Below are 24,786 nucleotides of genomic sequence, written 5' to 3' on the forward strand. Positions count from 1 at the left end.
CTTAGAACTCCAGCCCAGCTTCACGAGCAGCATCAGCCAGCGCTTTAACGCGGCCGTGGTACTTGAAGCCAGAGCGGTCGAAAGCCACTTGCGAGACGCCAGCGGCCTTAGCACGCGTAGCGACCAGCTGGCCAACCTTTGTGGCCGCGTCGATGTTGCCAGTGGCACCATCACGCAGTTCTTTATCCAAAGTCGAGGCGCTTGCCAGGACTTTGTTGCCGTCGGCCGAGATGACCTGGGCGTAGATGTGCTGCGACGAGCGGAACACGCAGAGACGCACGACTTCTAGTTCGTGCATTTTCAGGCGTGCTTTGCGAGCGCGACGCAGTCGAGTAACTTTTTTGTCGGTCATTTGCTATGCCCTACTTCTTCTTGGCTTCTTTACGACGGACGACTTCGTCCGCGTAGCGCACACCTTTGCCTTTGTACGGCTCTGGTGGACGGAAGTCGCGGATCTCAGCGGCCACTTGACCTACCAGCTGCTTGTCGATGCCCTTGATCAGGATATCGGTCTGGCTAGGAGTCTCAGCGGTGATGCCTTCCGGCAGTTCGTAATCCACTGGGTGCGAGAAGCCAAGGGCCAGGTTCAAAACCGTGCCTTTTGCTTGCGCTTTGTAACCAACACCGACCAGCTGGAGCTTGCGCTCGAAGCCTTGGCTTACGCCTTGGACCATGTTGTTTACCAACGCACGCGTGGTACCGGCCATTGCGCGAGTCTGTTGATCGCCATTGCGAGCAGCGAAACGCAGCTCACCAGCTTCTTCAACGATCTCAACGGACGAATGGATGTTCAGTTCAAGAGTACCCTTGGCACCCTTCACCGAAAGCTGTTGGCCTGCGAATTTTACTTCGACACCGGCTGGCAGCTTAACGGGGTTCTTAGCGACGCGAGACATGCTTATCCCCCCTTAGAACACAGTGCAAAGAACTTCGCCGCCGACACCGGCAGCGCGCGCAGCACGATCCGTCATCACACCTTTGTTGGTGGAGACGATAGACACGCCAAGACCGCCACGAACTTTCGGCAGATCTTCAACGGACTTGTACTGACGCAGGCCTGGACGACTAACGCGCTTCACTTCTTCGATAACCGGACGGCCTTCGAAGTACTTCAGCTCGATGGACAACGACGGCTTAGCGTCGGTGGTGATCTGAAAATCCGCGATGTAACCTTCGTCCTTCAGGACTTTTGCTACAGCCACCTTCAGCGTGGAAGACGGCATGCTTACGACAGACTTTTCAGCCATCTGGGCATTACGGATTCGAGTTAGCATGTCCGCTAACGGGTCCTGCATACTCATGGGCTAGACGCTCCTAATACAGAAAAATTAGCCTTACGGCTACTACTTGTCGCCGAGAAACTCCGGGCATGAAAAACACGGGCTCAGGCGAGCCGGTCATTCTAGACACACCCCAGAAATGAATCAAGCCCCAAAAGGGGCTTGATTCAGATTCAAGGCCACCGATGGTCAGGTTCTTGCGAACCCGAACATCGAGACTTTGACAGCGATTACCAGCTGGCTTTAACCAGACCTGGAACGTCACCACGCATTGCCGCTTCACGCAGTTTGTTACGGCCCAGGCCGAACTTGCGGTAAACGCCATGCGGACGACCAGTCAGGCGGCAACGGTTACGCATGCGCGAAGCGCTTGCGTCACGTGGTTGCTTCTGCAGAGCTACGGTAGCTTCCCAACGCGCTTCTGGACTTGCGTTCAGATCGACGATGATAGCTTTCAGCGCTGCACGCTTGGTGGCGTACTTGGCAACTGTGAGCTGACGCTTCAGCTCACGGTTTTTCATGCTCTTCTTGGCCATTTTCCTACTCCAATCAGTTGCGGAACGGGAATTTGAAAGCACGCAGCAGAGCGCGGCCTTCATCATCGTTCTTGGCAGTGGTGGTCAGGGTAATGTCCAGACCGCGGAGAGCATCGATCTTGTCGTAGTCGATTTCCGGGAAAATGATCTGCTCTTTCACGCCCATGCTGTAGTTGCCACGACCATCGAAGGACTTGGCATTCAGGCCGCGGAAGTCGCGAACCCGAGGCAGGGAGATCGACAGCAGACGATCCAGGAACTCGTACATACGCTCACGGCGCAGAGTCACTTTGACGCCGATCGGCCATCCTTCACGGACTTTAAAGCCAGCGATGGATTTACGAGCGTAGGTCACAACGACTTTTTGGCCGGTGATCTTTTCCAGGTCAGCAACAGCGTGCTCGATGACTTTTTTGTCGCCGATCGCTTCGCCCAGACCCATGTTCAGGGTGATTTTGGTAACGCGCGGAACTTCCATCACGTTCGAAAGCTTAAGTTCTTCCTTAAGTTTCGGAGCGATTTCCTTCCGGTAAATCTCTTTTAGTCGTGCCATGGTCTTCTACCTAGCAGTGTTCAAGCATCAACCGCTTTTTGGGTCGACTTGAAGACACGAATTTTCTTACCGTCTTCTACTTTGAAACCAACGCGGTCAGCCTTGTTGGTTTCGCCGTTGAAGATGGCGACGTTGGAAGCGTGCAGTGGCGCTTCTTTCTCGACGATACCGCCCTGTACGCCCGACATCGGGTTAGGCTTGGTATGACGCTTGACCAGGTTCAGACCACCAACAACCAGACGGTTGTCAGCAAGAACCTTCAGCACCTTACCGCGCTTACCTTTGTCTTTGCCGGCGATCACGATGATCTCGTCGTCACGACGAATCTTTTGCATGTCGGATCTCCTTACAGCACTTCTGGGGCGAGCGAGACGATCTTCATGAACTTCTCAGTACGAAGTTCACGGGTCACTGGCCCAAAGATACGGGTGCCGATCGGCTCTTGCTTGTTGTTCAGAAGAACAGCAGCGTTGCCATCAAAGCGGATAATGGAGCCATCAGCACGACGTACGCCGTGACGAGTGCGGACTACAACAGCAGTCATCACTTGGCCTTTTTTCACTTTACCGCGAGGAATTGCTTCCTTCACGGTAACTTTGATGATGTCACCGATACCAGCGTAACGACGATGGGAGCCACCCAGCACCTTGATGCACATAACGCGGCGAGCGCCGCTGTTATCGGCCACATCGAGCATGGATTGAGTCTGAATCATATAATTTCTCCGACCCCTAGCCCTTAGACTTCCACAGCGCGTTCGAGAACATCAACCAGCGCCCAAGACTTGGTCTTGGCCATCGGACGAGTTTCACGAATAGTGACTTTGTCGCCGATGTGGCACTGATTGGTTTCGTCGTGCGCGTGCAGCTTAGTCGAACGCTTAACGTATTTACCGTAGATCGGGTGCTTAACGCGACGCTCGATCAGAACGGTGATGGTTTTGTCCATCTTGTCGCTGACAACACGGCCAGTCAGCGTACGGACAGTTTTTTCGGCTTCAGCCATGATCACTTACCTGCCTGCTGGTTGAGCACAGTCTTCACGCGAGCGATGTCACGCTTAACTTGCGAGAGCAGATGAGACTGCCCCAACTGGCCAGTTGCTTTCTGCATGCGCAGATTGAACTGGTCGCGCAGCAAGCCGAGCAGTTGCTCGTTCAGCTGCTGTGCGGATTTTTCACGAAGTTCATTCGCTTTCATCACATCACCGTCCGTTTAACAAAGGAGGTGGCGAGCGGCAGCTTTGCAGCAGCCAGGGCGAAAGCCTCACGCGCCAGCTCTTCAGAAACACCCTCGATTTCATACAGGACTTTGCCTGGCTGAATCTGGGCAACCCAGTACTCCACGTTACCCTTACCTTTACCCATACGAACCTCGAGAGGTTTTTTGGAGATCGGCTTGTCCGGGAATACACGGATCCAGATCTTGCCGCCACGTTTTACGTGACGGGTCAGAGCACGACGCGCTGACTCGATCTGACGAGCGGTGAGACGACCACGAGCAACAGACTTCAGCGCGAACTCGCCGAAGCTGACTTTGCTACCGCGCAGTGCCAGACCACGGTTGTGGCCGGTCATCTGCTTGCGGAACTTCGTACGCTTTGGTTGCAACATTTGGCGTACCCCTTACTTAGCAGCTTTTTTACGAGGCGCTGGTGCTTGTGGCTTCAGCTCTTCTTGGCGACCACCAATTACTTCGCCTTTGAAGATCCAAACCTTTACACCGATCACACCGTAAGTGGTGTGAGCTTCGTAGTTGGCATAGTCGATGTCGGCACGCAGGGTGTGCAGTGGCACACGACCTTCGCGATACCATTCAGTACGTGCGATTTCAGCACCGCCGAGACGACCGCTCACTTGGATTTTGATGCCTTTGGCACCAATGCGCATGGCGTTCTGTACAGCGCGCTTCATAGCGCGACGGAACATTACACGACGCTCCAGCTGCTGAGCTACGCTCTGCGCAACCAGCATACCGTCGAGCTCCGGCTTGCGGATCTCTTCGATATTGATGTGCACAGGCACACCCATTTGCTTGGTCAGGTCCTGACGCAGTTTCTCAACATCTTCACCCTTCTTCCCGATAACGATACCTGGACGAGCGGTGTGGATGGTGATGCGTGCAGTTTGGGCCGGACGATGGATATCGATACGGCTTACGGACGCGCTTTTTAGTTTGTCTTGGAGATACTCACGCACTTTCAGATCTGCGAACAAGTAGTCCGCATAAGTCCGACCGTCTGCGTACCAGACGGAGGTGTGCTCCTTGACGATTCCCAGGCGAATGCCAATGGGATGTACTTTCTGACCCATCTCTTCGACTCCGTTACTTGTCAGCAACCTTGACAGTGATATGGCAAGACCGCTTGACGATGCGATCAGCACGGCCTTTGGCACGTGGCATGATGCGCTTCAGCGAACGCCCTTCGTTGACGAAAACGGTGCTGACCTTCAGGTCATCAACGTCTGCGCCTTCGTTATGCTCGGCGTTGGCTACGGCCGACTCCAGCACTTTCTTCATGATCTCGGCGGCTTTCTTACTGCTGAAAGCCAACAGGTTGAGCGCTTCGCCCACCTTCTTCCCGCGGATCTGGTCGGCGACCAAGCGGGCTTTCTGGGCGGAGATTCGAGCGCCCGACAACTTAGCGGCTACTTCCATTTCCTTACCCCTTAACGCTTGGCTTTCTTGTCAGCCACGTGCCCACGATAAGTGCGGGTACCGGCGAACTCGCCCAGTTTATGGCCAACCATGTCTTCGTTCACGAGAACTGGGACGTGCTGACGGCCGTTGTGTACTGCAATGGTCAGACCGACCATTTGTGGCAGGATCATCGAACGACGCGACCAAGTCTTAATTGGTTTGCGATCGTTCTTTTCCGCCGCCACTTCGATCTTCTTCAGTAGGTGAAGATCAATAAAAGGACCTTTTTTCAGAGAACGTGGCACTGTCGTATCCCTCTATTTACTTGCGACGACGGACGATCATTTTGTCGGTACGCTTATTACCACGAGTCTTCGCGCCCTTAGTCGGGAAGCCCCATGGCGATACCGGATGACGACCACCAGAGGTACGACCTTCACCACCACCATGTGGGTGGTCAACCGGGTTCATGGCAACACCACGAACGGTTGGGCGAACGCCACGCCAGCGTTTGGCACCAGCTTTACCCAGCGAACGCAGGCTGTGCTCGGAGTTCGAGACTTCGCCCAGGGTCGCACGGCATTCAGCCAGGACTTTACGCATTTCACCGGAACGCAGACGCAGGGTAACGTAAACGCCTTCACGAGCGATCAGCTGAGCCGAAGCACCAGCGGAACGAGCGATCTGTGCGCCTTTACCTGGCTTCAGTTCGATGCCGTGTACGGTAGAACCGACTGGAATGTTGCGCAGTTGCAGAGCGTTGCCTGGCTTGATTGGAGCCAGAGCGCCTGCGATCAGCTGGTCGCCAGCACTCACGCCTTTAGGGGCGATGATGTAGCGGCGCTCGCCGTCTGCGTAGCAGAGCAGTGCGATGTGAGCAGTACGGTTTGGATCGTATTCGATACGCTCGACAGTGGCGACGATGCCATCTTTGTCGTTGCGACGGAAATCGACCATACGGTAATGCTGCTTATGACCACCACCGATGTGACGAGTGGTAATACGGCCATTGTTGTTACGACCACCAGTCTTCGATTTTTTCTCGAGCAGCGGTGCGTGAGGAGCGCCTTTATGCAGCTCCTGGTTGACCACCTTGACCACAAAACGGCGGCCAGGGGAAGTCGGTTTGCATTTAACGATTGCCATGATGCACCCCTTCCTTACTCAGCACTGCTGCTGAAATCGAGATCTTGGCCTGGCTGAAGGGAGATAACTGCCTTCTTCCAGTCATTACGCTTGCCCAGACCGCGAGCAGTGCGCTTGCTCTTACCCAGAACGTTCAGGGTAGTGACGCGCTCTACTTTCACGCTGAACAGGCTTTCGACGGCCTTCTTGATTTCCAGCTTGGTTGCGTCAGTAGCAACCTTGAAAACGAACTGGCCTTTCTTGTCTGCCAGAACCGTAGCCTTCTCGGAAACGTGCGGGCCAAGCAGAACTTTAAATACGCGTTCCTGGTTCATCCCAGCAGCTCCTCGAATTTCTTCACGGCCGACACGGTGATCAACACCTTGTCGTATGCGATCAGACTAACTGGATCGGAACCTTGCACGTCACGTACATCTACGTGAGGCAGGTTACGAGCAGCCAGGTACAGGTTCTGATCAACAGCGTCAGACACGATCAGAACGTCGGTCAGGCTCATGTTGTTCAGTTTGCCCAGCAGATCTTTGGTTTTCGGAGTTTCAACAGCGAAATCCTGAACCACGACCAGACGATCAGTACGCACCAGCTCAGCAAGGATGGAACGCATTGCTGCGCGATACATCTTCTTGTTCAGCTTCTGGGAGTGATCCTGTGGACGAGCTGCGAAAGTGGTACCACCGCCACGCCAGATTGGGCTACGGATAGTACCGGCACGAGCACGGCCAGTACCTTTCTGACGCCATGGGCGCTTGCCGCCACCACGAACGTCGGAACGGGTCTTTTGCTGCTTGCTACCTTGACGGCCGCCGGCCATGTAGGCCACGACTGCTTGGTGAACCAGCGTCTCGTTGAACTCGCCGCCAAATGTCAGTTCGGAAACTTCGATCGCTTGAGCGTCATTTACATTTAATTGCATGTCAGCTTCCCCTTAACCGCGAGCCTTGGCTGCTGGACGTACAACCAGGTTGCCGCCAGTAGCGCCAGGAACAGCGCCCTTGACCAACAACAGATTGCGTTCAGCGTCCACGCGCACTACTTCCAGGGACTGCACGGTCACGCGCTCAGCGCCCATATGACCGGACATTTTTTTGCCCTTGAATACACGACCAGGAGTCTGGCACTGGCCGATAGAGCCTGGGACGCGGTGGGATACGGAGTTACCGTGGGTGTTATCTTGCCCGCGGAAATTCCAACGCTTGATCGTACCCTGGAAGCCTTTACCCTTGGACTGACCGGTTACATCAACCAGTTGACCAGCGGCGAAGATTTCAGCGTTGATCAGATCGCCAGCCTGGTACTCGCCTTCTTCAAGACGGAATTCCATGGTAGTGCGACCAGCGGCAACGTTCGCCTTGGCGAAGTGGCCAGCTTGAGCTGCTGTTACACGCGAAGCGCGACGCTCGCCGACAGTGACTTGCACTGCACGATAGCCATCGGTCTCTTCAGTTTTGAACTGGGTGACGCGATTCGGCTCGATCTCAATGACCGTGACCGGAATGGAGACACCTTCTTCGGTGAAAATACGGGTCATACCGCATTTACGACCGACTACACCAATAGTCATGTTGTAAACCTCATGAGTGTACGGGGCTTTCACCCGCTATGGCCGCCCATTTCAGAGCGTTACACGACTAAGACCGAGTCTTAGCCGAGGCTGATCTGCACTTCCACACCGGCCGCAAGATCAAGCTTCATAAGAGCATCAACGGTTTTATCCGTTGGCTGGACGATGTCCAGAACGCGCTTATGAGTGCGGATTTCGTACTGGTCACGCGCGTCTTTGTTGACGTGCGGGGAAACCAGAACGGTGAACCGCTCTTTACGGGTAGGCAGTGGAATTGGACCACGCACTTGAGCACCAGTACGTTTCGCGGTTTCCACGATTTCCTGGGTTGATTGGTCGATCAGGCGATGGTCGAAAGCCTTCAACCTGATACGGATTTGCTGATTTTGCATTGGATTTCAGACTCCGGCTGCTATTCCCACCGGGCGCAATACGCCCGTTAAAAGGAGGCGCAATTCTATAGACGCCCCAGATAGGTGTCAACCCAATAAAAAAGCCCCCGCTGAGCGGGGGCTTTTTCAATTCATCAAGCAGACTCTATAAAAGAGAATTACTCGATGATTTTGGCTACGACGCCAGCGCCGACGGTACGACCGCCTTCACGGATAGCGAAACGCAGACCGTCTTCCATCGCGATGGTTTTGATCAGGGTAACAGTCATCTGAATGTTGTCACCTGGCATTACCATTTCAACGCCTTCTGGCAGCTCGCAGTTACCAGTCACGTCAGTAGTACGGAAGTAGAACTGTGGACGGTAGCCTTTGAAGAACGGAGTGTGACGGCCGCCTTCTTCCTTGCTCAGAACGTAAACTTCTGCGGTGAACTTGGTGTGCGGCTTAACCGAACCCGGCTTGACCAGAACCTGACCACGCTCAACGTCGTCACGCTTGGTACCACGCAGCAGAACGCCGCAGTTCTCGCCAGCACGACCTTCGTCGAGCAGCTTGCGGAACATTTCAACACCCGTGCAGGTGGAAACGGTAGTGTCACGCAGACCAACGATTTCCAGCGGATCCTGAACGCGAACGATACCGCGCTCGATACGACCAGTCACAACAGTACCGCGACCCGAGATCGAGAATACGTCTTCGATTGGCATCAGGAACGGCTTGTCGATCATACGAACTGGTTCTGGGATGTAGCTGTCCAGAGTTTCAACCAGCTTCTTGACGGCAGTGGTGCCCATCTCGTTGTCGTCTTTGCCTTCCAGCGCCATACGAGCCGAACCGATGATGATTGGAGTGTCATCGCCCGGGAAGTCGTAGGTGGACAGCAGGTCGCGAACTTCCATCTCAACCAGTTCCAGCAGCTCAGCGTCGTCTACCAGGTCAGCCTTGTTCAGGAAAACCACGATGTACGGAACGCCTACCTGACGGGACAGCAGGATGTGCTCACGGGTTTGTGGCATCGGACCATCAGCGGCCGAACAAACCAGAATAGCGCCGTCCATTTGAGCAGCACCAGTGATCATGTTCTTCACATAGTCAGCGTGACCTGGGCAGTCAACGTGAGCGTAGTGACGGATCAGCGAGTTGTACTCAACGTGTGCGGTGTTGATGGTGATACCGCGAGCTTTTTCTTCTGGAGCGCTGTCGATCTTGTCGAATTCAACTACGGCCGAACCGAAAACTTCGGAGCAAACGCGAGTCAGAGCAGCGGTCAGAGTGGTTTTACCGTGGTCAACGTGACCAATGGTGCCAACGTTTACGTGCGGTAGGGAACGATCAAATTTTTCTTTAGCCACGACAATTAACTCCTAGCCTAAAGGGGCTGAATCAGCCTTGTTTTTTGGTAACGGATTCGACGATGTGCGACGGAGCCGTATCGTATTTTTTGAATTCCATAGAGTAGCTTGCGCGACCCTGAGACATGGAACGAACGTCGGTCGCATAACCGAACATCTCACCCAGTGGAACTTCGGCACGGATAACCTTGCCGGACACTGTGTCTTCCATACCCTGGATCATGCCGCGACGACGGTTAAGGTCGCCCATCACATCACCCATATAGTCTTCAGGCGTAACAACCTCTACCGCCATGATCGGCTCGAGCAACTCACCACCGCCCTTCTGGGCCAGTTGCTTGGTCGCCATGGAAGCAGCCACTTTAAACGCCATCTCGTTGGAGTCGACGTCGTGGTAAGAACCATCGAACACGGTAGCCTTCAGGCCGATCAGCGGATAGCCGGCTACAACGCCGTTCTTCATCTGCTCTTCGATACCCTTCTGGATAGCCGGGATGTATTCCTTAGGAACCACACCACCTACTACTTCGTTCACGAATTGCAGACCTTCCTGACCTTCGTCAGCAGGAGCAAAACGGATCCAGCAGTGACCGAACTGGCCACGACCGCCGGACTGACGAACGAACTTGCCTTCGATTTCGCAGTTCTTCGTGATGCGCTCACGATAGGAAACCTGAGGCTTACCGATGTTAGCTTCGACGTTGAACTCACGGCGCATCCGGTCAACCAGGATGTCCAGGTGCAGCTCGCCCATGCCGGAGATGATCGTTTGACCAGTCTCTTCATCAGTCTTGACGCGGAAAGACGGGTCTTCCTGAGCAAGTTTGCCCAGAGCGATACCCATTTTTTCCTGGTCATCCTTGGTCTTAGGCTCTACGGCAACCGAAATAACCGGCTCCGGGAAGTCCATACGTACCAGGATGATTGGCTTGTCAGCGTTGCAGAGGGTTTCACCAGTGGTGACGTCCTTCATGCCGATCAGGGCCGCGATGTCACCAGCGCGTACTTCCTTGATCTCTTCACGGGCGTTTGCGTGCATTTGCACCATACGACCCACGCGCTCTTTCTTGCCTTTAACCGAGTTGATCACGCCGTCGCCGGAGTTCAACACGCCCGAGTAAACACGGACGAAGGTCAAGGTACCCACGAATGGGTCGGTAGCGATTTTGAACGCCAGAGCAGCAAACGGCTCGTCATCACTTGCGTGACGCTCCATCTCCTCTTCCTCGTTATCAGGGTTGGAACCCTTGATAGCAGGAATGTCGGTCGGAGCAGGCAGGAAGTCGATAACGGCGTCGAGAACCAGGGGAACACCCTTGTTCTTGAACGACGAACCGCAAACGGCCAGAACGATTTCGCCGGCGATAGTACGCTGACGCAAAGCAGCCTTGATCTCTTCGATCGACAGCTCTTCGCCTTCCAGGTACTTGTTCATCAGCTCTTCGTTGGCTTCGGCGGCAGCTTCAACCATGTTGTTGCGCCACTCTTCAGCCAACTCTTGAAGCTCGGCAGGAATGTCCTTGCGAACAGGGACCATACCTTTGTCAGAGTCGTTCCAGTAGACAGCTTGCATGTTGATCAGATCGATCTGACCCTGGAAGTTGTCTTCGGAACCGATAGCCAGCTGAATCGGCACCGGAGTGTGACCCAGACGCTGCTTGATCTGACCGATCACGCGCAGGAAGTTGGCACCAGCACGGTCCATCTTGTTTACGTAAACAAGACGTGGAACGCCGTATTTGTTGGCTTGACGCCATACGGTTTCCGACTGAGGCTCAACACCCGAAGTACCGCAGAACACAACGACAGCGCCGTCGAGTACACGCAGGGAACGCTCAACTTCAATGGTGAAGTCTACGTGGCCCGGGGTATCGATTACGTTGAAGCGATGCTCGTGCGCATACTGCTTCTCGGAACCTTTCCAGAAGGCGGTGATGGCAGCAGAAGTAATGGTAATACCACGCTCCTGCTCCTGCACCATCCAGTCTGTGGTCGCGGCGCCGTCATGCACCTCGCCCATTTTGTGACTTTTGCCGGTGTAAAAAAGGACGCGCTCGGTGGTGGTGGTTTTACCAGCATCCACGTGAGCGACGATACCGATGTTACGGTAGCGACTAATCGGAGTAGTACGAGCCATAAAGCCCTCGCAAAATTAGTGAAGCTAAAATTAGAAGCGGTAGTGCGAGAAAGCTTTGTTAGCTTCGGCCATACGGTGCACGTCTTCACGCTTCTTAACAGCAGCACCTTTACCTTCAGCAGCATCCAGCAGTTCGCCAGCCAAGCGCAGAGCCATAGACTTCTCGCCACGCTTACGGGCGAAGTCTACCAACCAGCGCATTGCCAGAGCGTTACGGCGGGAAGGACGAACCTCGACCGGAACCTGGTAAGTAGCACCACCAACGCGGCGCGACTTCACTTCGACCAGCGGAGCGATGGCGTCGAGTGCTTTTTCGAAGAGTTCCAGGGGATCGGTGCCGGCCTTACGAGCCTTCACGGTTTCCAGGGCACCATAAACGATACGTTCGGCAACGGCTTTCTTGCCGCTTTCCATAACGTGGTTCATGAATTTGGCGAGGATCTGGCTTCCGTATTTCGGATCGTCCAGAATCTCACGCTTTGCTGCTACGCGACGTCTTGGCATGATAAGCCCTCAAGCGGTCTTCAGGTTAGCTCGGGACAGATCCAATGGATGCGTGCCCGACCTTACTCTTATCGACTCAATAAAATGAAAATCTGCAAAACGGCCGATTACTTCGGACGCTTGGTACCGTACTTCGAACGACCCTGGTTACGGCCTTTAACGCCGGAAGTATCCAAGGAGCCGCGAACGGTGTGGTAACGAACACCTGGCAAGTCTTTTACACGACCGCCGCGGATCAGTACCACGCTGTGCTCTTGCAGGTTGTGGCCTTCACCACCGATGTACGAGGAAACCTCGAAACCGTTGGTCAGACGCACACGGCATACTTTACGCAGTGCCGAGTTAGGTTTTTTCGGCGTAGTGGTGTACACACGGGTGCACACGCCACGACGTTGCGGGCAGTTCTGCAGCGCAGGTACGTCGGATTTCTCGACGATACGCTTACGCGGCTGACGTACCAGCTGGTTGATAGTTGCCATCTACTAGCTCCACTGTTGTCTTGCGACGCTATTGTCTTGCAAGAAAAGCAAAATGGCAGGAACGGATTCCCGCCAAATTTAGGGGATCAAGAGTCTAAAGAGGATCTTGCCCCCAGTCAAGGCAAGGCCCCGACCTCCCCGCCTGTCGAACCTTGACAATATGTCTCGATTCGACGAACGGAGCGATCAGGGCCTCAGCTCATTTACCGCAGAACTCAGTTACCGCTCGAGTTCAGCGCTTCGGTCAGTGCAGCTTCCACTTCACTGGCGCTTACGCGCAACGGCTTGTCAGCATCACGGCGACGCTTGCGCTCGCTGTGATAAGCCAGACCGGTACCGGCCGGGATCAGACGACCCACGACCACGTTTTCTTTCAGGCCGCGCAGGTAATCGCGCTTGCCGGTGACTGCCGCTTCGGTCAGTACGCGGGTGGTTTCCTGGAAGGAAGCCGCCGATATGAACGATTCGGTGGACAACGACGCCTTGGTGATACCCAGCAGAACGCGAGTGAACTTGGAGACAAACTTGTCTTCCGCGCCCAGACGCTCGTTCTCTACCAGTACGTGAGTCAGTTCCATCTGGTCGCCCTTGATGAAACTGGAATCGCCGGATTCGGAGATCTCAACTTTACGCAGCATCTGACGCAGAATGGTCTCGATGTGCTTGTCGTTGATCTTCACGCCTTGCAGACGGTAAACGTCCTGGATCTCGTTAACGATGTACTTGGCCAGCGCGCTCACACCCAGCAGACGCAGGATGTCGTGCGGATCGCTTGGACCGTCGGAGATAACTTCGCCGCGGTTTACCTGTTCGCCTTCGAACACGTTCAGGTGACGCCACTTCGGAATCAGCTCTTCGTACGGATCGCTACCGTCGTTCGGGGTAATAACCAGACGGCGCTTGCCTTTGGTCTCTTTACCGAACGCGATGGTGCCGCTGACTTCAGCCAGAATCGACGCTTCTTTCGGACGACGGGCTTCGAACAGGTCAGCAACACGCGGCAGACCACCGGTGATGTCACGAGTCTTCGAAGTTTCTTGCGGGATACGAGCGATAACATCACCGATCGCGATCTTCGCACCGTCCGCAACACCGACCAGGGCGTTGGCTGGCAGGAAGTACTGAGCGATAACGTCAGTGCCTGGCAGCAACAGATCCTTGCCGTTGTCGTCGACCATCTTAACTGCCGGACGGATTTCTTTGCCCGCAGCTGGACGATCTTTCGCGTCGAGTACTTCAATGTTGGTCATACCGGTCAATTCGTCAGTCTGACGCTTGATCGTGATGCCCTCTTCCATGCCCACGTAGGTCACGGTACCTTTCATTTCGGTAACGATTGGGTGAGTGTGCGGATCCCACTTGGCCACGATTGCGCCAGCGTCGACCTTGTCACCTTCTTTAACCGAAATCACGGCACCGTACGGCAGCTTGTAGCGCTCGCGCTCACGACCGAAGTCATCAGCGATGGCCAGCTCACCGGAACGGGACACAGCAACCAGGTGACCATCCACTCGCTCAACGTGCTTCAGGTTGTGCAGACGGACGGTACCGCCATTCTTCACCTGAACGCTGTCGGCTGCGGAAGTACGGCTTGCCGCACCACCGATGTGGAACGTACGCATCGTCAGCTGGGTACCCGGTTCACCGATGGACTGGGCAGCGATAACGCCGACCGCTTCACCGATGTTCACCTGGTGACCACGAGCCAGATCACGGCCGTAGCACTTGGCGCAAATGCCATAGCGGGTTTCGCAGCTGATCGGCGAACGCACGATCACTTCGTCGATGCTGTTCAGCTCGATGAACTCGACCCACTTCTCGTCTACCAGAGTACCAGCAGGAACGATGACGTCCTCGGTGCCTGGCTTGAACACGTCACGAGCAATAACACGACCCAATACGCGCTCACCCAACGGCTCTACAACGTCACCGCCTTCAATGTGCGGAGTCATCAGCAGACCGTGCTCGGTGCCGCAATCGATCTCGGTTACAACCAGATCCTGCGCCACGTCTACCAGACGACGAGTCAGGTAACCGGAGTTCGCAGTTTTCAACGCGGTATCCGCCAGACCTTTACGAGCACCGTGAGTCGAGATGAAGTACTGAAGTACGCTCAAACCTTCACGGAAGTTCGCAGTAATCGGCGTTTCAATGATGGAACCGTCCGGCTTGGCCATCAGACCACGCATACCGGCCAGCTGACGAATCTGTGCTGCGGAACCCCGCGCACCCGAGTCGGCCATCATGTACATCGAGTTGAAAGACTCTTGATCGACTTCAACGCCATGACGGTCGATAACCTTCTCTTTCGAGAGGTTGGCCATCATTGCCTTGGAAACTTCGTCGTTCGCTTTCGACCAAAGGTCGATCACTTTGTTGTACTTCTCGCCCTGGGTTACCAGGCCGGAGGCGTACTGGCTCTCGATCTCTTTCACTTCATCGGTGGCTGCACCGATGATGCGGGCTTTCTCGTCCGGGATAACGAAGTCGTTAACACCGATGGAAACGCCGGAGATGGTCGAGTAAGCGAAACCGGTGTACATCAACTGGTCAGCGAAGATCACGGTCTCTTTCAAACCAACCACGCGGTAGCACTGGTTGATCAGCTTGGAGATCGCCTTTTTCTTCATTGGCAGGTTGACGACGTCGTACGACAGACCTTTTGGCACAACCTGGAACAGCAGCGCACGGCCGACAGTGGTGTCGACGATACGGGTACCGCTCACGCTGTTGCCGTCACGGTCGTTGACGGTTTCGTTGATACGAACTTTGACCTTGGCGTGCAGTGCGGCTTCGCCGGCACGGAACACACGGTCAACTTCCTGCAGATCCGCGAACACACGACCTTCGCCTTTGGCGTTGATCGCTTCACGAGTCATGTAGTACAGACCCAATACAACGTCCTGCGACGGAACGATGATTGGCTCACCGTTGGCTGGCGACAGAATGTTGTTGGTCGACATCATCAACGCACGCGCTTCGAGCTGGGCTTCCAGCGTCAGCGGTACGTGCACGGCCATTTGGTCGCCGTCGAAGTCGGCGTTGTACGCGGCGCAGACCAGCGGGTGCAGCTGGATAGCCTTACCTTCGATCAGTACCGGCTCAAACGCCTGGATACCCAGACGGTGAAGGGTCGGTGCACGGTTGAGCAGAACCGGGTGTTCGCGAATCACCTCAGCGAGAACGTCCCAGACCTCTGGCAGTTCGCGCTCGACCATTTTCTTGGCGGCTTTGATGGTGGTCGCGAGACCACGCATTTCCAGCTTGCCGAAAATGAACGGCTTGAACAGCTCGAGAGCCATCTTCTTCGGCAGACCGCACTGATGCAGACGCAGGGTCGGGCCTACGGTAATTACCGAACGACCGGAGTAGTCAACACGCTTACCGAGCAAGTTCTGACGGAAACGACCCTGCTTACCCTTGATCATGTCAGCCAGGGATTTCAGAGGACGCTTGTTGGAGCCGGTGATAGCGCGGCCACGACGACCGTTGTCGAGCAGAGCATCGACAGCTTCCTGCAACATACGCTTTTCGTTGCGCACGATGATGTCCGGAGCGGACAGATCCAGCAGGCGCTTCAAACGGTTGTTACGGTTGATCACTCGACGATACAGATCGTTGAGGTCGGAAGTCGCGAAACGACCGCCATCGAGCGGAACCAGTGGACGCAGATCTGGCGGCAGAACCGGCAGAACGGTCAGCACCATCCACTCTGGCAGGTTGCCGGAACCCTGGAAGGCTTCCATCAACTTCAGACGCTTGGACAGCTTCTTGATCTTGGTTTCGGAGTTGGTTTGCGGAATTTCTTCACGCAGACGGCCAATCTCGTGCTCCAGGTCGATAGCGTGCAGCAGTTCACGGACAGCTTCAGCACCCATGCGGGCATCGAAGTCGTCACCGAACTCTTCCAGCGCTTCGAAGTACTGCTCGTCGTTCAGCAACTGACCTTTTTCAAGGGTGGTCATGCCTGGATCGATAACGACATAGCTCTCGAAGTAGAGAACGCGCTCGATATCACGCAGGGTCATGTCCATCAGCAAGCCGATACGGGACGGCAGCGATTTCAGGAACCAGATGTGAGCAACCGGCGAAGCCAGTTCGATGTGCGCCATGCGCTCACGACGAACCTTGGCCAGTGCAACTTCAACGCCGCACTTCTCGCAGATCACACCACGGTGCTTCAAGCGCTTGTACTTACCGCACAGGCACTCGTAATCCTTTACCGGGCCAAAGATCTTGGCGCAGAACAGACCGTCACGCTCAGGTTTGAACGTACGATAGTTGATGGTTTCCGGCTTTTTAACTTCACCGAACGACCACGAGCGGATCATCTCAGGCGAGGCCAATCCGATACGGATGGCGTCGAACTCTTCGACTTGACCCTGGTTTTTCAGCAAATTCAGTAGGTCTTTCAAGGCCTTTCCTCCTGGCGGAGCAGAGAGCGGGCAGTCCTGCCCCGCTCTCGATCGCGTCACGTGTTATTCGGTTTCCAGATCGATATCGATGCCGAGGGAACGAATTTCCTTGATCAACACGTTGAAGGACTCGGGCATGCCCGGCTCCATACGGTGATCGCCATCCACGATGTTTTTGTACATCTTGGTACGGCCGTTCACATCGTCCGACTTCACTGTGAGCATTTCTTGCAGAGTGTAAGCGGCACCGTATGCTTCCAGTGCCCAGACCTCCATCTCCCCGAAACGCTGACCACCGAACTGCGCCTTACCACCCAGCGGCTGCTGGGTAACCAGGCTGTACGAACCGGTAGAACGCGCGTGCATCTTGTCGTCTACCAAGTGGTTCAGCTTCAGCATGTACATGTAGCCAACGGTAACTGGACGCTCGAACTTGTTGCCGGTACGGCCGTCAGTCAGCTGCATCTGGCCGCTTTCCGGCAGGTCTGCCAGTTTCAGCATGGCCTTGATTTCGCTTTCCTTGGCACCGTCGAACACTGGAGTGGCCATTGGAACACCGCCACGCAGGTTCTTCGCCAGATCCAGGATTTCCTGATCGGAGAAGCTGTCCAGATCTTCGTTACGACCGCCGATCTGGTTGTAGATCTCGTCCAGGAAAGTACGCAGCTCAGCGACTTTACGCTGCTCTTCGATCATCCGGTTGATCTTCTCGCCCAGACCTTTGGCCGCGAGGCCCAGGTGGGTTTCAAGGATCTGACCGACGTTCATACGCGAAGGTACGCCCAGCGGGTTGAGGACCACATCGACCGGGGTGCCATTGGCATCGTGCGGCATGTCTTCAACTGGCATGATCACGGAGACCACACCTTTGTTACCGTGACGACCGGCCATCTTGTCGCCCGGCTGGATGCGGCGACGGATTGCCAGGTAAACCTTGACGATTTTCAGCACGCCTGGAGCCAGGTCATCGCCCTGCTGCAGTTTGCGCTTCTTGTCTTCGAACTTGTCGTCCAGCAGACGGCGACGATCAACGATGTAGGCCTGAGCCTTTTCGAGCTGCTCGTTCAGAGCATCTTCAGCCATGCGCAGTTTGAACCACTGACCATGCTCAAGACCGTCGAGAACTTCGTCGGTGATGTCCTGACCTTTCTTCAGACCAGCACCGCCTTCAGCCTTGTGGCCTACCAGAGCGGAGCGCAGACGTTCGAAGGTTGCGCCTTCAACGATACGGAACTCTTCGTTCAGATCCTTGCGGATCTCGTCCAGCTGGGACTTCTCGATCGACAGTGCACGAGCGTCACGCTCAACGCCATCACGGGTGAAGACCTGTACGTCGATGACAGTACCTTTGGTACCGGTAGGTACGCGCAGGGAGGTGTCTTTAACGTCGCTGGCTTTTTCACCGAAGATCGCACGCAGCAGTTTTTCTTCCGGAGTCAGTTGGGTCTCGCCTTTCGGAGTGACCTTGCCAACCAGGATGTCGCCTGCGCCTACTTCAGCACCTACGTAAACGATACCGGCTTCGTCCAGCTTGTTCAGTGCAGCCTCACCCACGTTCGGGATGTCCGCAGTGATTTCCTCTGGGCCAAGCTTGGTGTCACGGGCCACACAGGTCAGTTCCTGAATGTGGATCGTGGTGAAACGGTCTTCCTGAACCACACGCTCGGACAGGCAGATGGAGTCTTCGAAGTTGAAGCCGTTCCATGCCATGAACGCGATGCGCATGTTTTGGCCCAGCGCCAGTTCACCCATGTCGGTGGACGGGCCGTCGGCCATGATGTCGCTACGCTGAACGCGATCACCCTTGCTCACCAGCGGACGCTGGTTGATGCAGGTGTTCTGGTTCGAGCGGGTGTATTTGGTCAGGTTGTAGATGTCGACACCAGCTTCGCCGGTTTCCACTTCATCATCAGCAACACGAACCACGATACGGCTGGCGTCGACGGAGTCGATCACGCCGCCACGACGAGCCACGACGCAAACGCCGGAGTCACGGGCTACGTTACGCTCCATGCCGGTACCTACCAGCGGCTTGTCAGCGCGCAGGGTTGGTACAGCTTGACGCTGCATGTTCGAACCCATCAACGCACGGTTGGCGTCGTCGTGCTCGAGGAACGGAATCAGCGACGCTGCAACCGAAACTACCTGCTTCGGCGAAACGTCCATCAAGGTGACTTCTTCAGGCGCCTTGACGGTGAATTCGTTCAGGTGACGTACGGCTACCAGTTCGTCGATCAGGACTTTCTGGTCGTTCATGGTCGCCGAAGCCTGCGCGATCACGTGATCGGCTTCTTCAATAGCGGACAGGAACACGATCTCGTCGGTGACCACACCCTCTTTAACCACGCGGTACGGGCTTTCCAGGAAGCCGTACTGGTTGGTGCGAGCGTAAGCAGCCAGGGAGTTGATCAGACCGATGTTCGGACCTTCCGGCGTTTCAATCGGGCATACACGACCGTAGTGAGTCGGGTGTACGTCACGGACTTCAAAGCCTGCGCGCTCACGAGTCAGACCACCAGGGCCGAGTGCAGAGACACGACGCTTGTGGGTGATCTCGGACAGCGGGTTGTTCTGGTCCATGAACTGCGAGAGCTGGCTGGAACCGAAGAACTCTTTCACCGCCGCAGCCACTGGCTTGGCGTTGATCAGGTCTTGCGGCATCAGGCCTTCGCTTTCAGCCATCGACAGACGCTCTTTGACCGCACGCTCAACACGCACCAGGCCAACGCGGAACTGGTTCTCGGCCATTTCGCCTACGCAGCGAACACGACGGTTACCCAGGTGGTCGATGTCATCGACGATGCCTTTACCGTTACGGATGTCGACCAGAGTCTTCAGTACCGCGACGATATCTTCCTTGCACAGCACGCCCGAACCTTCGATCTCGGTACGACCGATACGACGGTTGAACTTCATCCGGCCGACCGCAGACAGATCGTAGCGCTCAGGGCTGAAGAACAGGTTGTTGAACAGGGTTTCGGCAGCGTCTTTGGTTGGCGGCTCGCCTGGACGCATCATGCGATAGATCTCGACCAGCGCTTCCAATTGGTTGCTGGTGGAGTCGATCTTCAGAGTGTCAGAGACAAACGGACCGCAGTCGATGTCGTTGGTGTACAGAGTTTCGATGCGAACAACGCCGGCCTTGGCAATTTTTGCCAGGACTTCGGTGTTCAGCTCAGTGTTGCACTCTGCCAGGATTTCGCCGGTAGCCGGGTGCACGATGACCTTGGCGGTGGTGCGACCCAGGACGTAGTCCAGAGGTACTTCCAGCGTCTTGATACCGGCTTTTTCGATCTGGTTGATGTGGCGCGCGGTAATACGGCGGCCCGCTTCAACGATGACCTTGCCCTTCTCGTCCTGAATATCCAGAACCGCGATTTCACCACGCAGGCGCGATGGCACCAGTTCCAGGCTGAGGGTTTCGCCGCTCAGGTGGAAGACGTTGGTGGTGTAGAACGCGTCGAGCACTTCTTCAGTGGTGTAACCGAGCGCACGCAGCAATACCGAGGCCGGCAGCTTGCGACGACGGTCGATACGCACGAACACGCAGTCTTTCGGGTCGAACTCGAAGTCCAGCCACGAACCGCGGTAAGGAATGATACGCGCCGAGTACAGCAGTTTACCGGAGCTGTGCGTCTTGCCACGGTCGTGGTCGAAGAACACGCCCGGGGAACGGTGCAGCTGGGAAACGATAACACGCTCGGTACCGTTGATTACGAAGGTACCGTTCTCAGTCATCAATGGGATTTCACCCATGTAGACTTCTTGCTCTTTGATGTCCTTGATCGCTTTGTTCGACGACTCTTTGTCGAAAATGATCAGGCGCACTTTTACCCGCAAAGGTACGGCGAAAGTTACACCGCGCAATACGCATTCTTTGACATCAAATGCCGGTTCGCCCAGGCGATAACCGACGTACTCCAGCGCAGCATTGCCGGAGTAGCTGATGATCGGGAAAACGGATTTGAAGGCCGCATGCAGGCCCACGTCGCGGAACTGATCTTTAGTCGCTCCCGCTTGCAAGAATTCACGATACGAATCCAGCTGGATGGCCAGGAGGTACGGCACATCCATGACGTCCGGCAACTTGCTAAAGTCCTTGCGGATACGTTTTTTCTCAGTATATGAGTAAGCCATCAGCGTTCCCCAGCTTGGTCACCTGCTTGTTTGGCCCCTCCCGACGGGAGCAGCCAGAAAATCGTGCAAACCCCATGGTTTGCGCCACCGCATCGGGTGGTTACAGCGCCTTTATCAGCACCGACCCAGTCGGCTGCCAATAACGGAAAAAGGCCGGTGGCAAGAGCCACCAGCCATCAGCCTGTCGCTTGACGCTCGGGCTGGAGGAGCAAAGTCGATACTTATTTCAGCTCGACTTTAGCGCCTGCTTCTTCCAGCTTCTTCTTGGCGTCTTCAGCAGCTTCTTTCGAAACGCCTTCAGCTACAACCTGAGGAGCGCCGTCTACTTTCTCTTTGGCTTCTTTCAGGCCCAGACCGGTCAGTTCACGAACTGCCTTGATCACGTTAACCTTCTTCTCGCCAGCTTCCAGCAGAACAACGTTGAACTCGGTTTGCTCTTCAACAACAGCGGCAGCAGCAGCTGGACCAGCCGAAGCAGCAGCAGCGGTAACACCGAAGGTTTCTTCCATCGCTTTGATCAGCTCAACGATTTCCACTACGGATTTCTGGCCGATTGCTTCGATGATTTGTTCGTTAGTCAGAGACATGACTCAATTCCTGAATTGGGGGACGGCCTTCGCGACCATCGAAATAAACAAAAAACGCGAGAAGTTGACGAGCCTTAGGCTGCGGCAGCTTCTTTCTGGTCGCGAATTGCCGCCAGAGTACGAGCCAACTTGCTGGTAGCGCCTTGAATCACGCTCATCAGCTGAGAAATTGCTTCGTCACGGGTCGGCAGAGTTGCCAGTACGTCGATCTGATTAGCTGCGAGGAACTTGCCCTCGAACGCAGCTGCCTTGATCTCGAACTTGTCCTGACCCTTGGCAAACTCTTTGAAGATACGGGCAGCAGCGCCCGGATGTTCGTTCGAGAATGCAATCAGGGTCGGGCCGGTGAACACGTCGTTGAGAACACTGAATTCAGTGTCAGCAACAGCGCGCTTGAGCAGGGTGTTACGTACAACGCGTACGTAAACGCCAGCCTCACGAGCCTCTTTACGGAGTCCGGTCATTGCGCCTACTGTTACGCCACGGGCATCAACCACGACAGCGGACAGAGCGACTTTGGCAGCCTCGTTGACTTCAGCGACGATGGCCTTCTTGTCTTCGAGATTAATTGCCACGGGTTTAACTCCTGCTTGTTACCGTTTCACTCGGCCGAAACCGAATGTCGTTTTGGTGTCTGATTCGGTAAGGAACCGGGAGCACCATCTGCGTAGGCTTATGGTTTAAGGCTTGCGCCGCCTACGGTCTTGGATAGCCCCCGCCAGGCAGGGACCCCAATCTTTCAATTGGCGCGAACAGTCGCGCCAACCTTTGTCTTACGCGTCCAGCGAGCTCTGGTCGATAACCAGACCTGGGCCCATAGTGGTGCTCAGGGTAACGCGCTTGACGTAAATACCTTTCGAAGAAGCTGGTTTGATGCGCTTCAGATCAGCGATCAGAGCTTCAACGTTTTCCTTCAGCTTGACGGCATCAAAGCCGATCTTGCCAACGGAAGTGTGGATGATGCCGTTTTTGTCGGTGCGATAACGAACCTGACCAGCCTTGGCGTTTTTAACCGCGGTGGCTACGTCTGGAGTAACGGTGCCGACTTTCGGGTTAGGCATCAGGCCACGTGGACCGAGGATCTGACCCAGTTGACCTACAACGCGCATGGCATCCGGGGATGCGATCACTACGTCATAGTTCAAGTCGCCGCCTTTCATTTCGGCAGCCAGGTCGTCCATACCTACACGGTCAGCGCCGGCAGCCAGAGCGGCCTCAGCAGCTGGACCCTGGGTGAACACAGCAACGCGAACGGTCTTGCCAGTGCCGTGTGGCAGCACAGTAGCGCTACGAACAACCTGGTCAGATTTACGCGGATCTACACCCAGGTTTACAGCAACGTCAAACGACTCGCTGAACTTGACAGTCGACAGCTCAGCCAGCAGAGCAGCAGCATCTACAATGTTGTAGGCCTTGCCTGCTTCGATTTTGCCGGCGATAGCCTTTTGACGCTTGGTCAGCTTAGCCATTACACACCCTCCACGTTAAGGCCCATGCTACGAGCAGAACCGGCGATAGTACGCACGGCTGCATCCATATCAGCTGCAGTCAGATCCGCGTTTTTGGTTTTCGCGATTTCTTCCAGCTGAGCACGGGTAACAGTGCCAACCTTAACGGTGTTCGGACGAGCGGAACCGCTGGTCAGACCGGCCGCCTTCTTCAGCAGAACCGAAGCAGGGGTGGATTTGGTTTCGAAAGTGAAGCTACGGTCGCTGTAGACAGTGATGATCACTGGAGTCGGCAGACCTGCTTCAAGACCCTGAGTACGGGCGTTGAAAGCCTTGCAGAATTCCATGATGTTCACGCCGTGCTGACCCAGAGCAGGACCAACAGGTGGGCTTGGGTTAGCCTGAGCGGCCTTCACTTGCAGCTTGATGTAAGCGGTAATCTTCTTGGCCATGAGGCACTCCAATTACGGGTTCGAACGCCTCGAAAGGCTCCCCGGTTACTTGCGCGTTTATCCCAGTGACGACAAAACCCCACAGCCTAGGGCTGCGGGGTTGGGATGCTTGTTCAGTTAGACCTTTTCGACCTGACTGAACTCCAACTCTACCGGAGTAGAGCGACCGAAAATAAGCACTGCCACTTGGACACGGCTCTTTTCGTAGTTAACTTCTTCAACAGTGCCGTTAAAGTCAGCGAATGGGCCGTCAGTAACACGAACCACTTCACCTGGCTCAAACAAAGTCTTCGGCTTCGGCTTATCACTACCATCAGCCACACGACGCAGGATGGCTTCCGCCTCTTTGTCGGTAATTGGCGCAGGCTTGTCAGCGGTACCGCCAATAAAGCCCATCACCCGAGGAGTATCCTTGACCAAGTGCCAGGTACCCTCATTCATATCCATCTGAACCAGCACGTAACCTGGGAAGAACTTACGCTCGCTTTTGCGCTTCTGGCCATTACGCATTTCAACCACTTCTTCAGTGGGAACCAGAATCTCGCCGAAGCCATCTTCCATGCCAGCCAGCTTTACGCGCTCGATCAGCGAGCGCATCACATGCTTCTCGTAACCCGAGTAAGCATGCACAACATACCAACGCTTAGCCACGGGACACCCTTAGCCGACAATCAAGGAAACAAGCCAACCGAGCAGGGAATCAAGACCCCACAACAGCAACGCCATAACCAGAACAACAGCCACCACAATCAGGGTGGTCTGCGTGGTTTCTTGGCGAGTTGGCCACACGACTTTACGAATCTCGGTACGAGCTTCCTTAACCAGCACAAAGAAAGACTTGCCCTTCGCAGTCTGCAGGCCTACAAAGGCAGCTACAGCAGCAATGACAAGCAATGCGAGTACACGGTACAGGATCGGCGAAGCAGAGTAATACTGATTGCCAACAACGCCAACAACCACCAAAGCGACAACTACAAGCCACTTGAGCAGATCGAAGCGAGAGCCTTGAGCTTCAGCTTTAGGAGTCATCTATGAAGATCCTGTGAAAAGAAAGCCAGACACACCGAGTGAATCTGGCAGGTCAGGAGGGAATCGAACCCCCAACCTACGGTTTTGGAGACCGTCGCTCTGCCAATTGAGCTACTGACCTAAAACAAAATCAGGCCGA

The 24,786-nt window shown here is 55.2% G+C and carries 30 protein-coding genes and 1 tRNA gene; all 31 read right to left on the minus strand.

Annotation, left to right across the window (positions count from 1 at the left end):
• Position 1: 1 nt before the first annotated feature.
• A complete protein-coding gene (rplR, locus tag AC1UK9_RS25235) occupies positions 2-352 on the minus strand; it encodes a 50S ribosomal protein L18 (protein WP_003186037.1) in 351 nt (116 codons plus the stop codon).
• Between the two features lie 10 nt (positions 353-362).
• A complete protein-coding gene (gene rplF, locus AC1UK9_RS25240) occupies positions 363-896 on the minus strand; it encodes a 50S ribosomal protein L6 (RefSeq protein ID WP_003176412.1) in 534 nt (177 codons plus the stop codon).
• 12 nt (positions 897-908) lie between these two features.
• The gene (rpsH, locus tag AC1UK9_RS25245) at positions 909-1,301 is read right to left on the minus strand and encodes a 30S ribosomal protein S8 (protein WP_007918458.1); all 393 of its coding nucleotides are present in this window, start codon (positions 1,299-1,301) and stop codon (positions 909-911) included.
• Positions 1,302-1,510: 209 nt separating this feature from the next.
• The gene (gene rpsN, locus AC1UK9_RS25250) at positions 1,511-1,816 is read right to left on the minus strand and encodes a 30S ribosomal protein S14 (protein ID WP_003228726.1); all 306 of its coding nucleotides are present in this window, start codon (positions 1,814-1,816) and stop codon (positions 1,511-1,513) included.
• Between the two features lie 13 nt (positions 1,817-1,829).
• A complete protein-coding gene (gene rplE, locus AC1UK9_RS25255; RefSeq protein WP_003210069.1) occupies positions 1,830-2,369 on the minus strand; it encodes a 50S ribosomal protein L5 in 540 nt (179 codons plus the stop codon).
• A gap of 20 nt (positions 2,370-2,389) precedes the next feature.
• Complete coding sequence (gene rplX, locus AC1UK9_RS25260; RefSeq protein WP_003186046.1) at positions 2,390-2,704, minus strand: 50S ribosomal protein L24; 315 nt, start codon at positions 2,702-2,704, stop codon at positions 2,390-2,392.
• An 11-nt stretch (positions 2,705-2,715) separates the two neighbouring features.
• Complete coding sequence (rplN, locus tag AC1UK9_RS25265; protein ID WP_002555479.1) at positions 2,716-3,084, minus strand: 50S ribosomal protein L14; 369 nt, start codon at positions 3,082-3,084, stop codon at positions 2,716-2,718.
• Positions 3,085-3,107: 23 nt separating this feature from the next.
• Entirely contained in the window at positions 3,108-3,374 is a 267-nt protein-coding gene (rpsQ, locus tag AC1UK9_RS25270; RefSeq protein ID WP_003194644.1) for a 30S ribosomal protein S17, read from the minus strand.
• A gap of 2 nt (positions 3,375-3,376) precedes the next feature.
• A complete protein-coding gene (gene rpmC, locus AC1UK9_RS25275; protein ID WP_002555481.1) occupies positions 3,377-3,568 on the minus strand; it encodes a 50S ribosomal protein L29 in 192 nt (63 codons plus the stop codon).
• Positions 3,568-3,981 (minus strand): 50S ribosomal protein L16, encoded by a 414-nt coding sequence (gene rplP, locus AC1UK9_RS25280; RefSeq protein ID WP_003228729.1) that lies wholly within the window; start codon positions 3,979-3,981, stop codon positions 3,568-3,570. The genes rpmC and rplP overlap by 1 nt, the downstream gene beginning before the upstream one ends.
• Before the next feature lie 12 nt (positions 3,982-3,993).
• A complete protein-coding gene (rpsC, locus tag AC1UK9_RS25285; protein WP_003176422.1) occupies positions 3,994-4,680 on the minus strand; it encodes a 30S ribosomal protein S3 in 687 nt (228 codons plus the stop codon).
• A gap of 13 nt (positions 4,681-4,693) precedes the next feature.
• Positions 4,694-5,026, minus strand: a complete 333-nt coding sequence (gene rplV / locus AC1UK9_RS25290) for a 50S ribosomal protein L22 (RefSeq protein ID WP_003103908.1) — start codon at positions 5,024-5,026, stop codon at positions 4,694-4,696.
• 11 nt (positions 5,027-5,037) lie between these two features.
• Positions 5,038-5,313, minus strand: a complete 276-nt coding sequence (gene rpsS, locus AC1UK9_RS25295; RefSeq protein WP_003228731.1) for a 30S ribosomal protein S19 — start codon at positions 5,311-5,313, stop codon at positions 5,038-5,040.
• A 16-nt stretch (positions 5,314-5,329) separates the two neighbouring features.
• Positions 5,330-6,154 (minus strand): 50S ribosomal protein L2, encoded by an 825-nt coding sequence (gene rplB / locus AC1UK9_RS25300; RefSeq protein WP_003228734.1) that lies wholly within the window; start codon positions 6,152-6,154, stop codon positions 5,330-5,332.
• A gap of 14 nt (positions 6,155-6,168) precedes the next feature.
• Positions 6,169-6,468, minus strand: coding sequence for a 50S ribosomal protein L23 (gene rplW, locus AC1UK9_RS25305; RefSeq protein ID WP_002555488.1), 300 nt, complete (start codon positions 6,466-6,468; stop codon positions 6,169-6,171).
• Positions 6,465-7,067 carry a 50S ribosomal protein L4 gene (gene rplD, locus AC1UK9_RS25310; RefSeq protein WP_003228735.1) on the minus strand — a complete coding sequence of 201 codons (603 nt, stop codon included), beginning with the start codon at positions 7,065-7,067 and terminating at the stop codon, positions 6,465-6,467. Before rplD ends, rplW begins: the two co-directional genes overlap by 4 nt.
• Positions 7,068-7,079: 12 nt before the next feature.
• On the minus strand, positions 7,080-7,715 hold the full coding sequence (gene rplC, locus AC1UK9_RS25315; RefSeq protein ID WP_003228738.1) for a 50S ribosomal protein L3: 636 nt from the start codon (positions 7,713-7,715) through the stop codon (positions 7,080-7,082).
• A gap of 80 nt (positions 7,716-7,795) precedes the next feature.
• Positions 7,796-8,107, minus strand: a complete 312-nt coding sequence (rpsJ, locus tag AC1UK9_RS25320; RefSeq protein WP_003186070.1) for a 30S ribosomal protein S10 — start codon at positions 8,105-8,107, stop codon at positions 7,796-7,798.
• Between the two features lie 158 nt (positions 8,108-8,265).
• A complete protein-coding gene (gene tuf / locus AC1UK9_RS25325) occupies positions 8,266-9,459 on the minus strand; it encodes an elongation factor Tu (RefSeq protein ID WP_038362141.1) in 1,194 nt (397 codons plus the stop codon).
• 31 nt (positions 9,460-9,490) lie between these two features.
• Positions 9,491-11,596, minus strand: a complete 2,106-nt coding sequence (fusA, locus tag AC1UK9_RS25330) for an elongation factor G (RefSeq protein WP_025113549.1) — start codon at positions 11,594-11,596, stop codon at positions 9,491-9,493.
• Between the two features lie 30 nt (positions 11,597-11,626).
• The gene (gene rpsG / locus AC1UK9_RS25335) at positions 11,627-12,100 is read right to left on the minus strand and encodes a 30S ribosomal protein S7 (protein WP_003228745.1); all 474 of its coding nucleotides are present in this window, start codon (positions 12,098-12,100) and stop codon (positions 11,627-11,629) included.
• 107 nt (positions 12,101-12,207) lie between these two features.
• On the minus strand, positions 12,208-12,579 hold the full coding sequence (gene rpsL / locus AC1UK9_RS25340; RefSeq protein ID WP_003186084.1) for a 30S ribosomal protein S12: 372 nt from the start codon (positions 12,577-12,579) through the stop codon (positions 12,208-12,210).
• A 215-nt stretch (positions 12,580-12,794) separates the two neighbouring features.
• A complete protein-coding gene (rpoC, locus tag AC1UK9_RS25345) occupies positions 12,795-16,994 on the minus strand; it encodes a DNA-directed RNA polymerase subunit beta' (protein WP_025113548.1) in 4,200 nt (1,399 codons plus the stop codon).
• Positions 16,995-17,057: 63 nt separating this feature from the next.
• Entirely contained in the window at positions 17,058-21,131 is a 4,074-nt protein-coding gene (gene rpoB, locus AC1UK9_RS25350) for a DNA-directed RNA polymerase subunit beta (RefSeq protein ID WP_025113547.1), read from the minus strand.
• Between the two features lie 221 nt (positions 21,132-21,352).
• Complete coding sequence (gene rplL / locus AC1UK9_RS25355; protein ID WP_003228750.1) at positions 21,353-21,718, minus strand: 50S ribosomal protein L7/L12; 366 nt, start codon at positions 21,716-21,718, stop codon at positions 21,353-21,355.
• 74 nt (positions 21,719-21,792) lie between these two features.
• The gene (gene rplJ, locus AC1UK9_RS25360) at positions 21,793-22,293 is read right to left on the minus strand and encodes a 50S ribosomal protein L10 (protein ID WP_025113546.1); all 501 of its coding nucleotides are present in this window, start codon (positions 22,291-22,293) and stop codon (positions 21,793-21,795) included.
• Between the two features lie 198 nt (positions 22,294-22,491).
• Complete coding sequence (rplA, locus tag AC1UK9_RS25365) at positions 22,492-23,187, minus strand: 50S ribosomal protein L1 (RefSeq protein ID WP_003228754.1); 696 nt, start codon at positions 23,185-23,187, stop codon at positions 22,492-22,494.
• Complete coding sequence (gene rplK, locus AC1UK9_RS25370) at positions 23,187-23,618, minus strand: 50S ribosomal protein L11 (protein ID WP_003228756.1); 432 nt, start codon at positions 23,616-23,618, stop codon at positions 23,187-23,189. The genes rplA and rplK overlap by 1 nt, the downstream gene beginning before the upstream one ends.
• A 117-nt stretch (positions 23,619-23,735) precedes the next feature.
• A complete protein-coding gene (gene nusG / locus AC1UK9_RS25375; RefSeq protein ID WP_025113545.1) occupies positions 23,736-24,269 on the minus strand; it encodes a transcription termination/antitermination protein NusG in 534 nt (177 codons plus the stop codon).
• A 9-nt stretch (positions 24,270-24,278) separates the two neighbouring features.
• Positions 24,279-24,647: a preprotein translocase subunit SecE gene (gene secE / locus AC1UK9_RS25380; protein ID WP_007916493.1), complete on the minus strand. Its 369-nt coding sequence runs from the start codon at positions 24,645-24,647 to the stop codon at positions 24,279-24,281.
• 45 nt (positions 24,648-24,692) lie between these two features.
• Positions 24,693-24,768, minus strand: a tRNA-Trp gene (locus AC1UK9_RS25385).
• Positions 24,769-24,786: the final 18 nt, after the last annotated feature.

The organism is Pseudomonas sp. AK-TSAG1-1, from assembly GCF_056821665.1.

Excerpts from the sequence above, each read along its gene's own strand:
- rpsG (WP_003228745.1), bottom strand. The coding sequence starts at position 12,100 with ATGCCAAGACGTCGCGTAGCAGCAAAGCGTGAGATTCTGGACGATCCG.
- fusA (WP_025113549.1), bottom strand. The coding sequence starts at position 11,596 with ATGGCTCGTACTACTCCGATTAGTCGCTACCGTAACATCGGTATCGTC.
- rplV (WP_003103908.1), bottom strand. The coding sequence starts at position 5,026 with ATGGAAGTAGCCGCTAAGTTGTCGGGCGCTCGAATCTCCGCCCAGAAA.
- rpsH (WP_007918458.1), bottom strand. The coding sequence starts at position 1,301 with ATGAGTATGCAGGACCCGTTAGCGGACATGCTAACTCGAATCCGTAAT.
- rpsL (WP_003186084.1), bottom strand. The coding sequence starts at position 12,579 with ATGGCAACTATCAACCAGCTGGTACGTCAGCCGCGTAAGCGTATCGTC.
- rplP (WP_003228729.1), bottom strand. The coding sequence starts at position 3,981 with ATGTTGCAACCAAAGCGTACGAAGTTCCGCAAGCAGATGACCGGCCAC.
- rplN (WP_002555479.1), bottom strand. The coding sequence starts at position 3,084 with ATGATTCAGACTCAATCCATGCTCGATGTGGCCGATAACAGCGGCGCT.
- rplR (WP_003186037.1), bottom strand. The coding sequence starts at position 352 with ATGACCGACAAAAAAGTTACTCGACTGCGTCGCGCTCGCAAAGCACGC.
- rplC (WP_003228738.1), bottom strand. The coding sequence starts at position 7,715 with ATGACTATTGGTGTAGTCGGTCGTAAATGCGGTATGACCCGTATTTTC.
- rpmC (WP_002555481.1), bottom strand. The coding sequence starts at position 3,568 with ATGAAAGCGAATGAACTTCGTGAAAAATCCGCACAGCAGCTGAACGAG.
- rplK (WP_003228756.1), bottom strand. The coding sequence starts at position 23,618 with ATGGCCAAGAAGATTACCGCTTACATCAAGCTGCAAGTGAAGGCCGCT.
- rpsC (WP_003176422.1), bottom strand. The coding sequence starts at position 4,680 with ATGGGTCAGAAAGTACATCCCATTGGCATTCGCCTGGGAATCGTCAAG.
- rplE (WP_003210069.1), bottom strand. The coding sequence starts at position 2,369 with ATGGCACGACTAAAAGAGATTTACCGGAAGGAAATCGCTCCGAAACTT.
- rpoB (WP_025113547.1), bottom strand. The coding sequence starts at position 21,131 with ATGGCTTACTCATATACTGAGAAAAAACGTATCCGCAAGGACTTTAGC.
- rplB (WP_003228734.1), bottom strand. The coding sequence starts at position 6,154 with ATGGCAATCGTTAAATGCAAACCGACTTCCCCTGGCCGCCGTTTTGTG.
- secE (WP_007916493.1), bottom strand. The coding sequence starts at position 24,647 with ATGACTCCTAAAGCTGAAGCTCAAGGCTCTCGCTTCGATCTGCTCAAG.
- rplF (WP_003176412.1), bottom strand. The coding sequence starts at position 896 with ATGTCTCGCGTCGCTAAGAACCCCGTTAAGCTGCCAGCCGGTGTCGAA.
- rplW (WP_002555488.1), bottom strand. The coding sequence starts at position 6,468 with ATGAACCAGGAACGCGTATTTAAAGTTCTGCTTGGCCCGCACGTTTCC.
- rplL (WP_003228750.1), bottom strand. The coding sequence starts at position 21,718 with ATGTCTCTGACTAACGAACAAATCATCGAAGCAATCGGCCAGAAATCC.
- rpsQ (WP_003194644.1), bottom strand. The coding sequence starts at position 3,374 with ATGGCTGAAGCCGAAAAAACTGTCCGTACGCTGACTGGCCGTGTTGTC.
- rpsN (WP_003228726.1), bottom strand. The coding sequence starts at position 1,816 with ATGGCCAAGAAGAGCATGAAAAACCGTGAGCTGAAGCGTCAGCTCACA.
- rplD (WP_003228735.1), bottom strand. The coding sequence starts at position 7,067 with ATGCAATTAAATGTAAATGACGCTCAAGCGATCGAAGTTTCCGAACTG.
- rplA (WP_003228754.1), bottom strand. The coding sequence starts at position 23,187 with ATGGCTAAGCTGACCAAGCGTCAAAAGGCTATCGCCGGCAAAATCGAA.
- rpsJ (WP_003186070.1), bottom strand. The coding sequence starts at position 8,107 with ATGCAAAATCAGCAAATCCGTATCAGGTTGAAGGCTTTCGACCATCGC.
- rplX (WP_003186046.1), bottom strand. The coding sequence starts at position 2,704 with ATGCAAAAGATTCGTCGTGACGACGAGATCATCGTGATCGCCGGCAAA.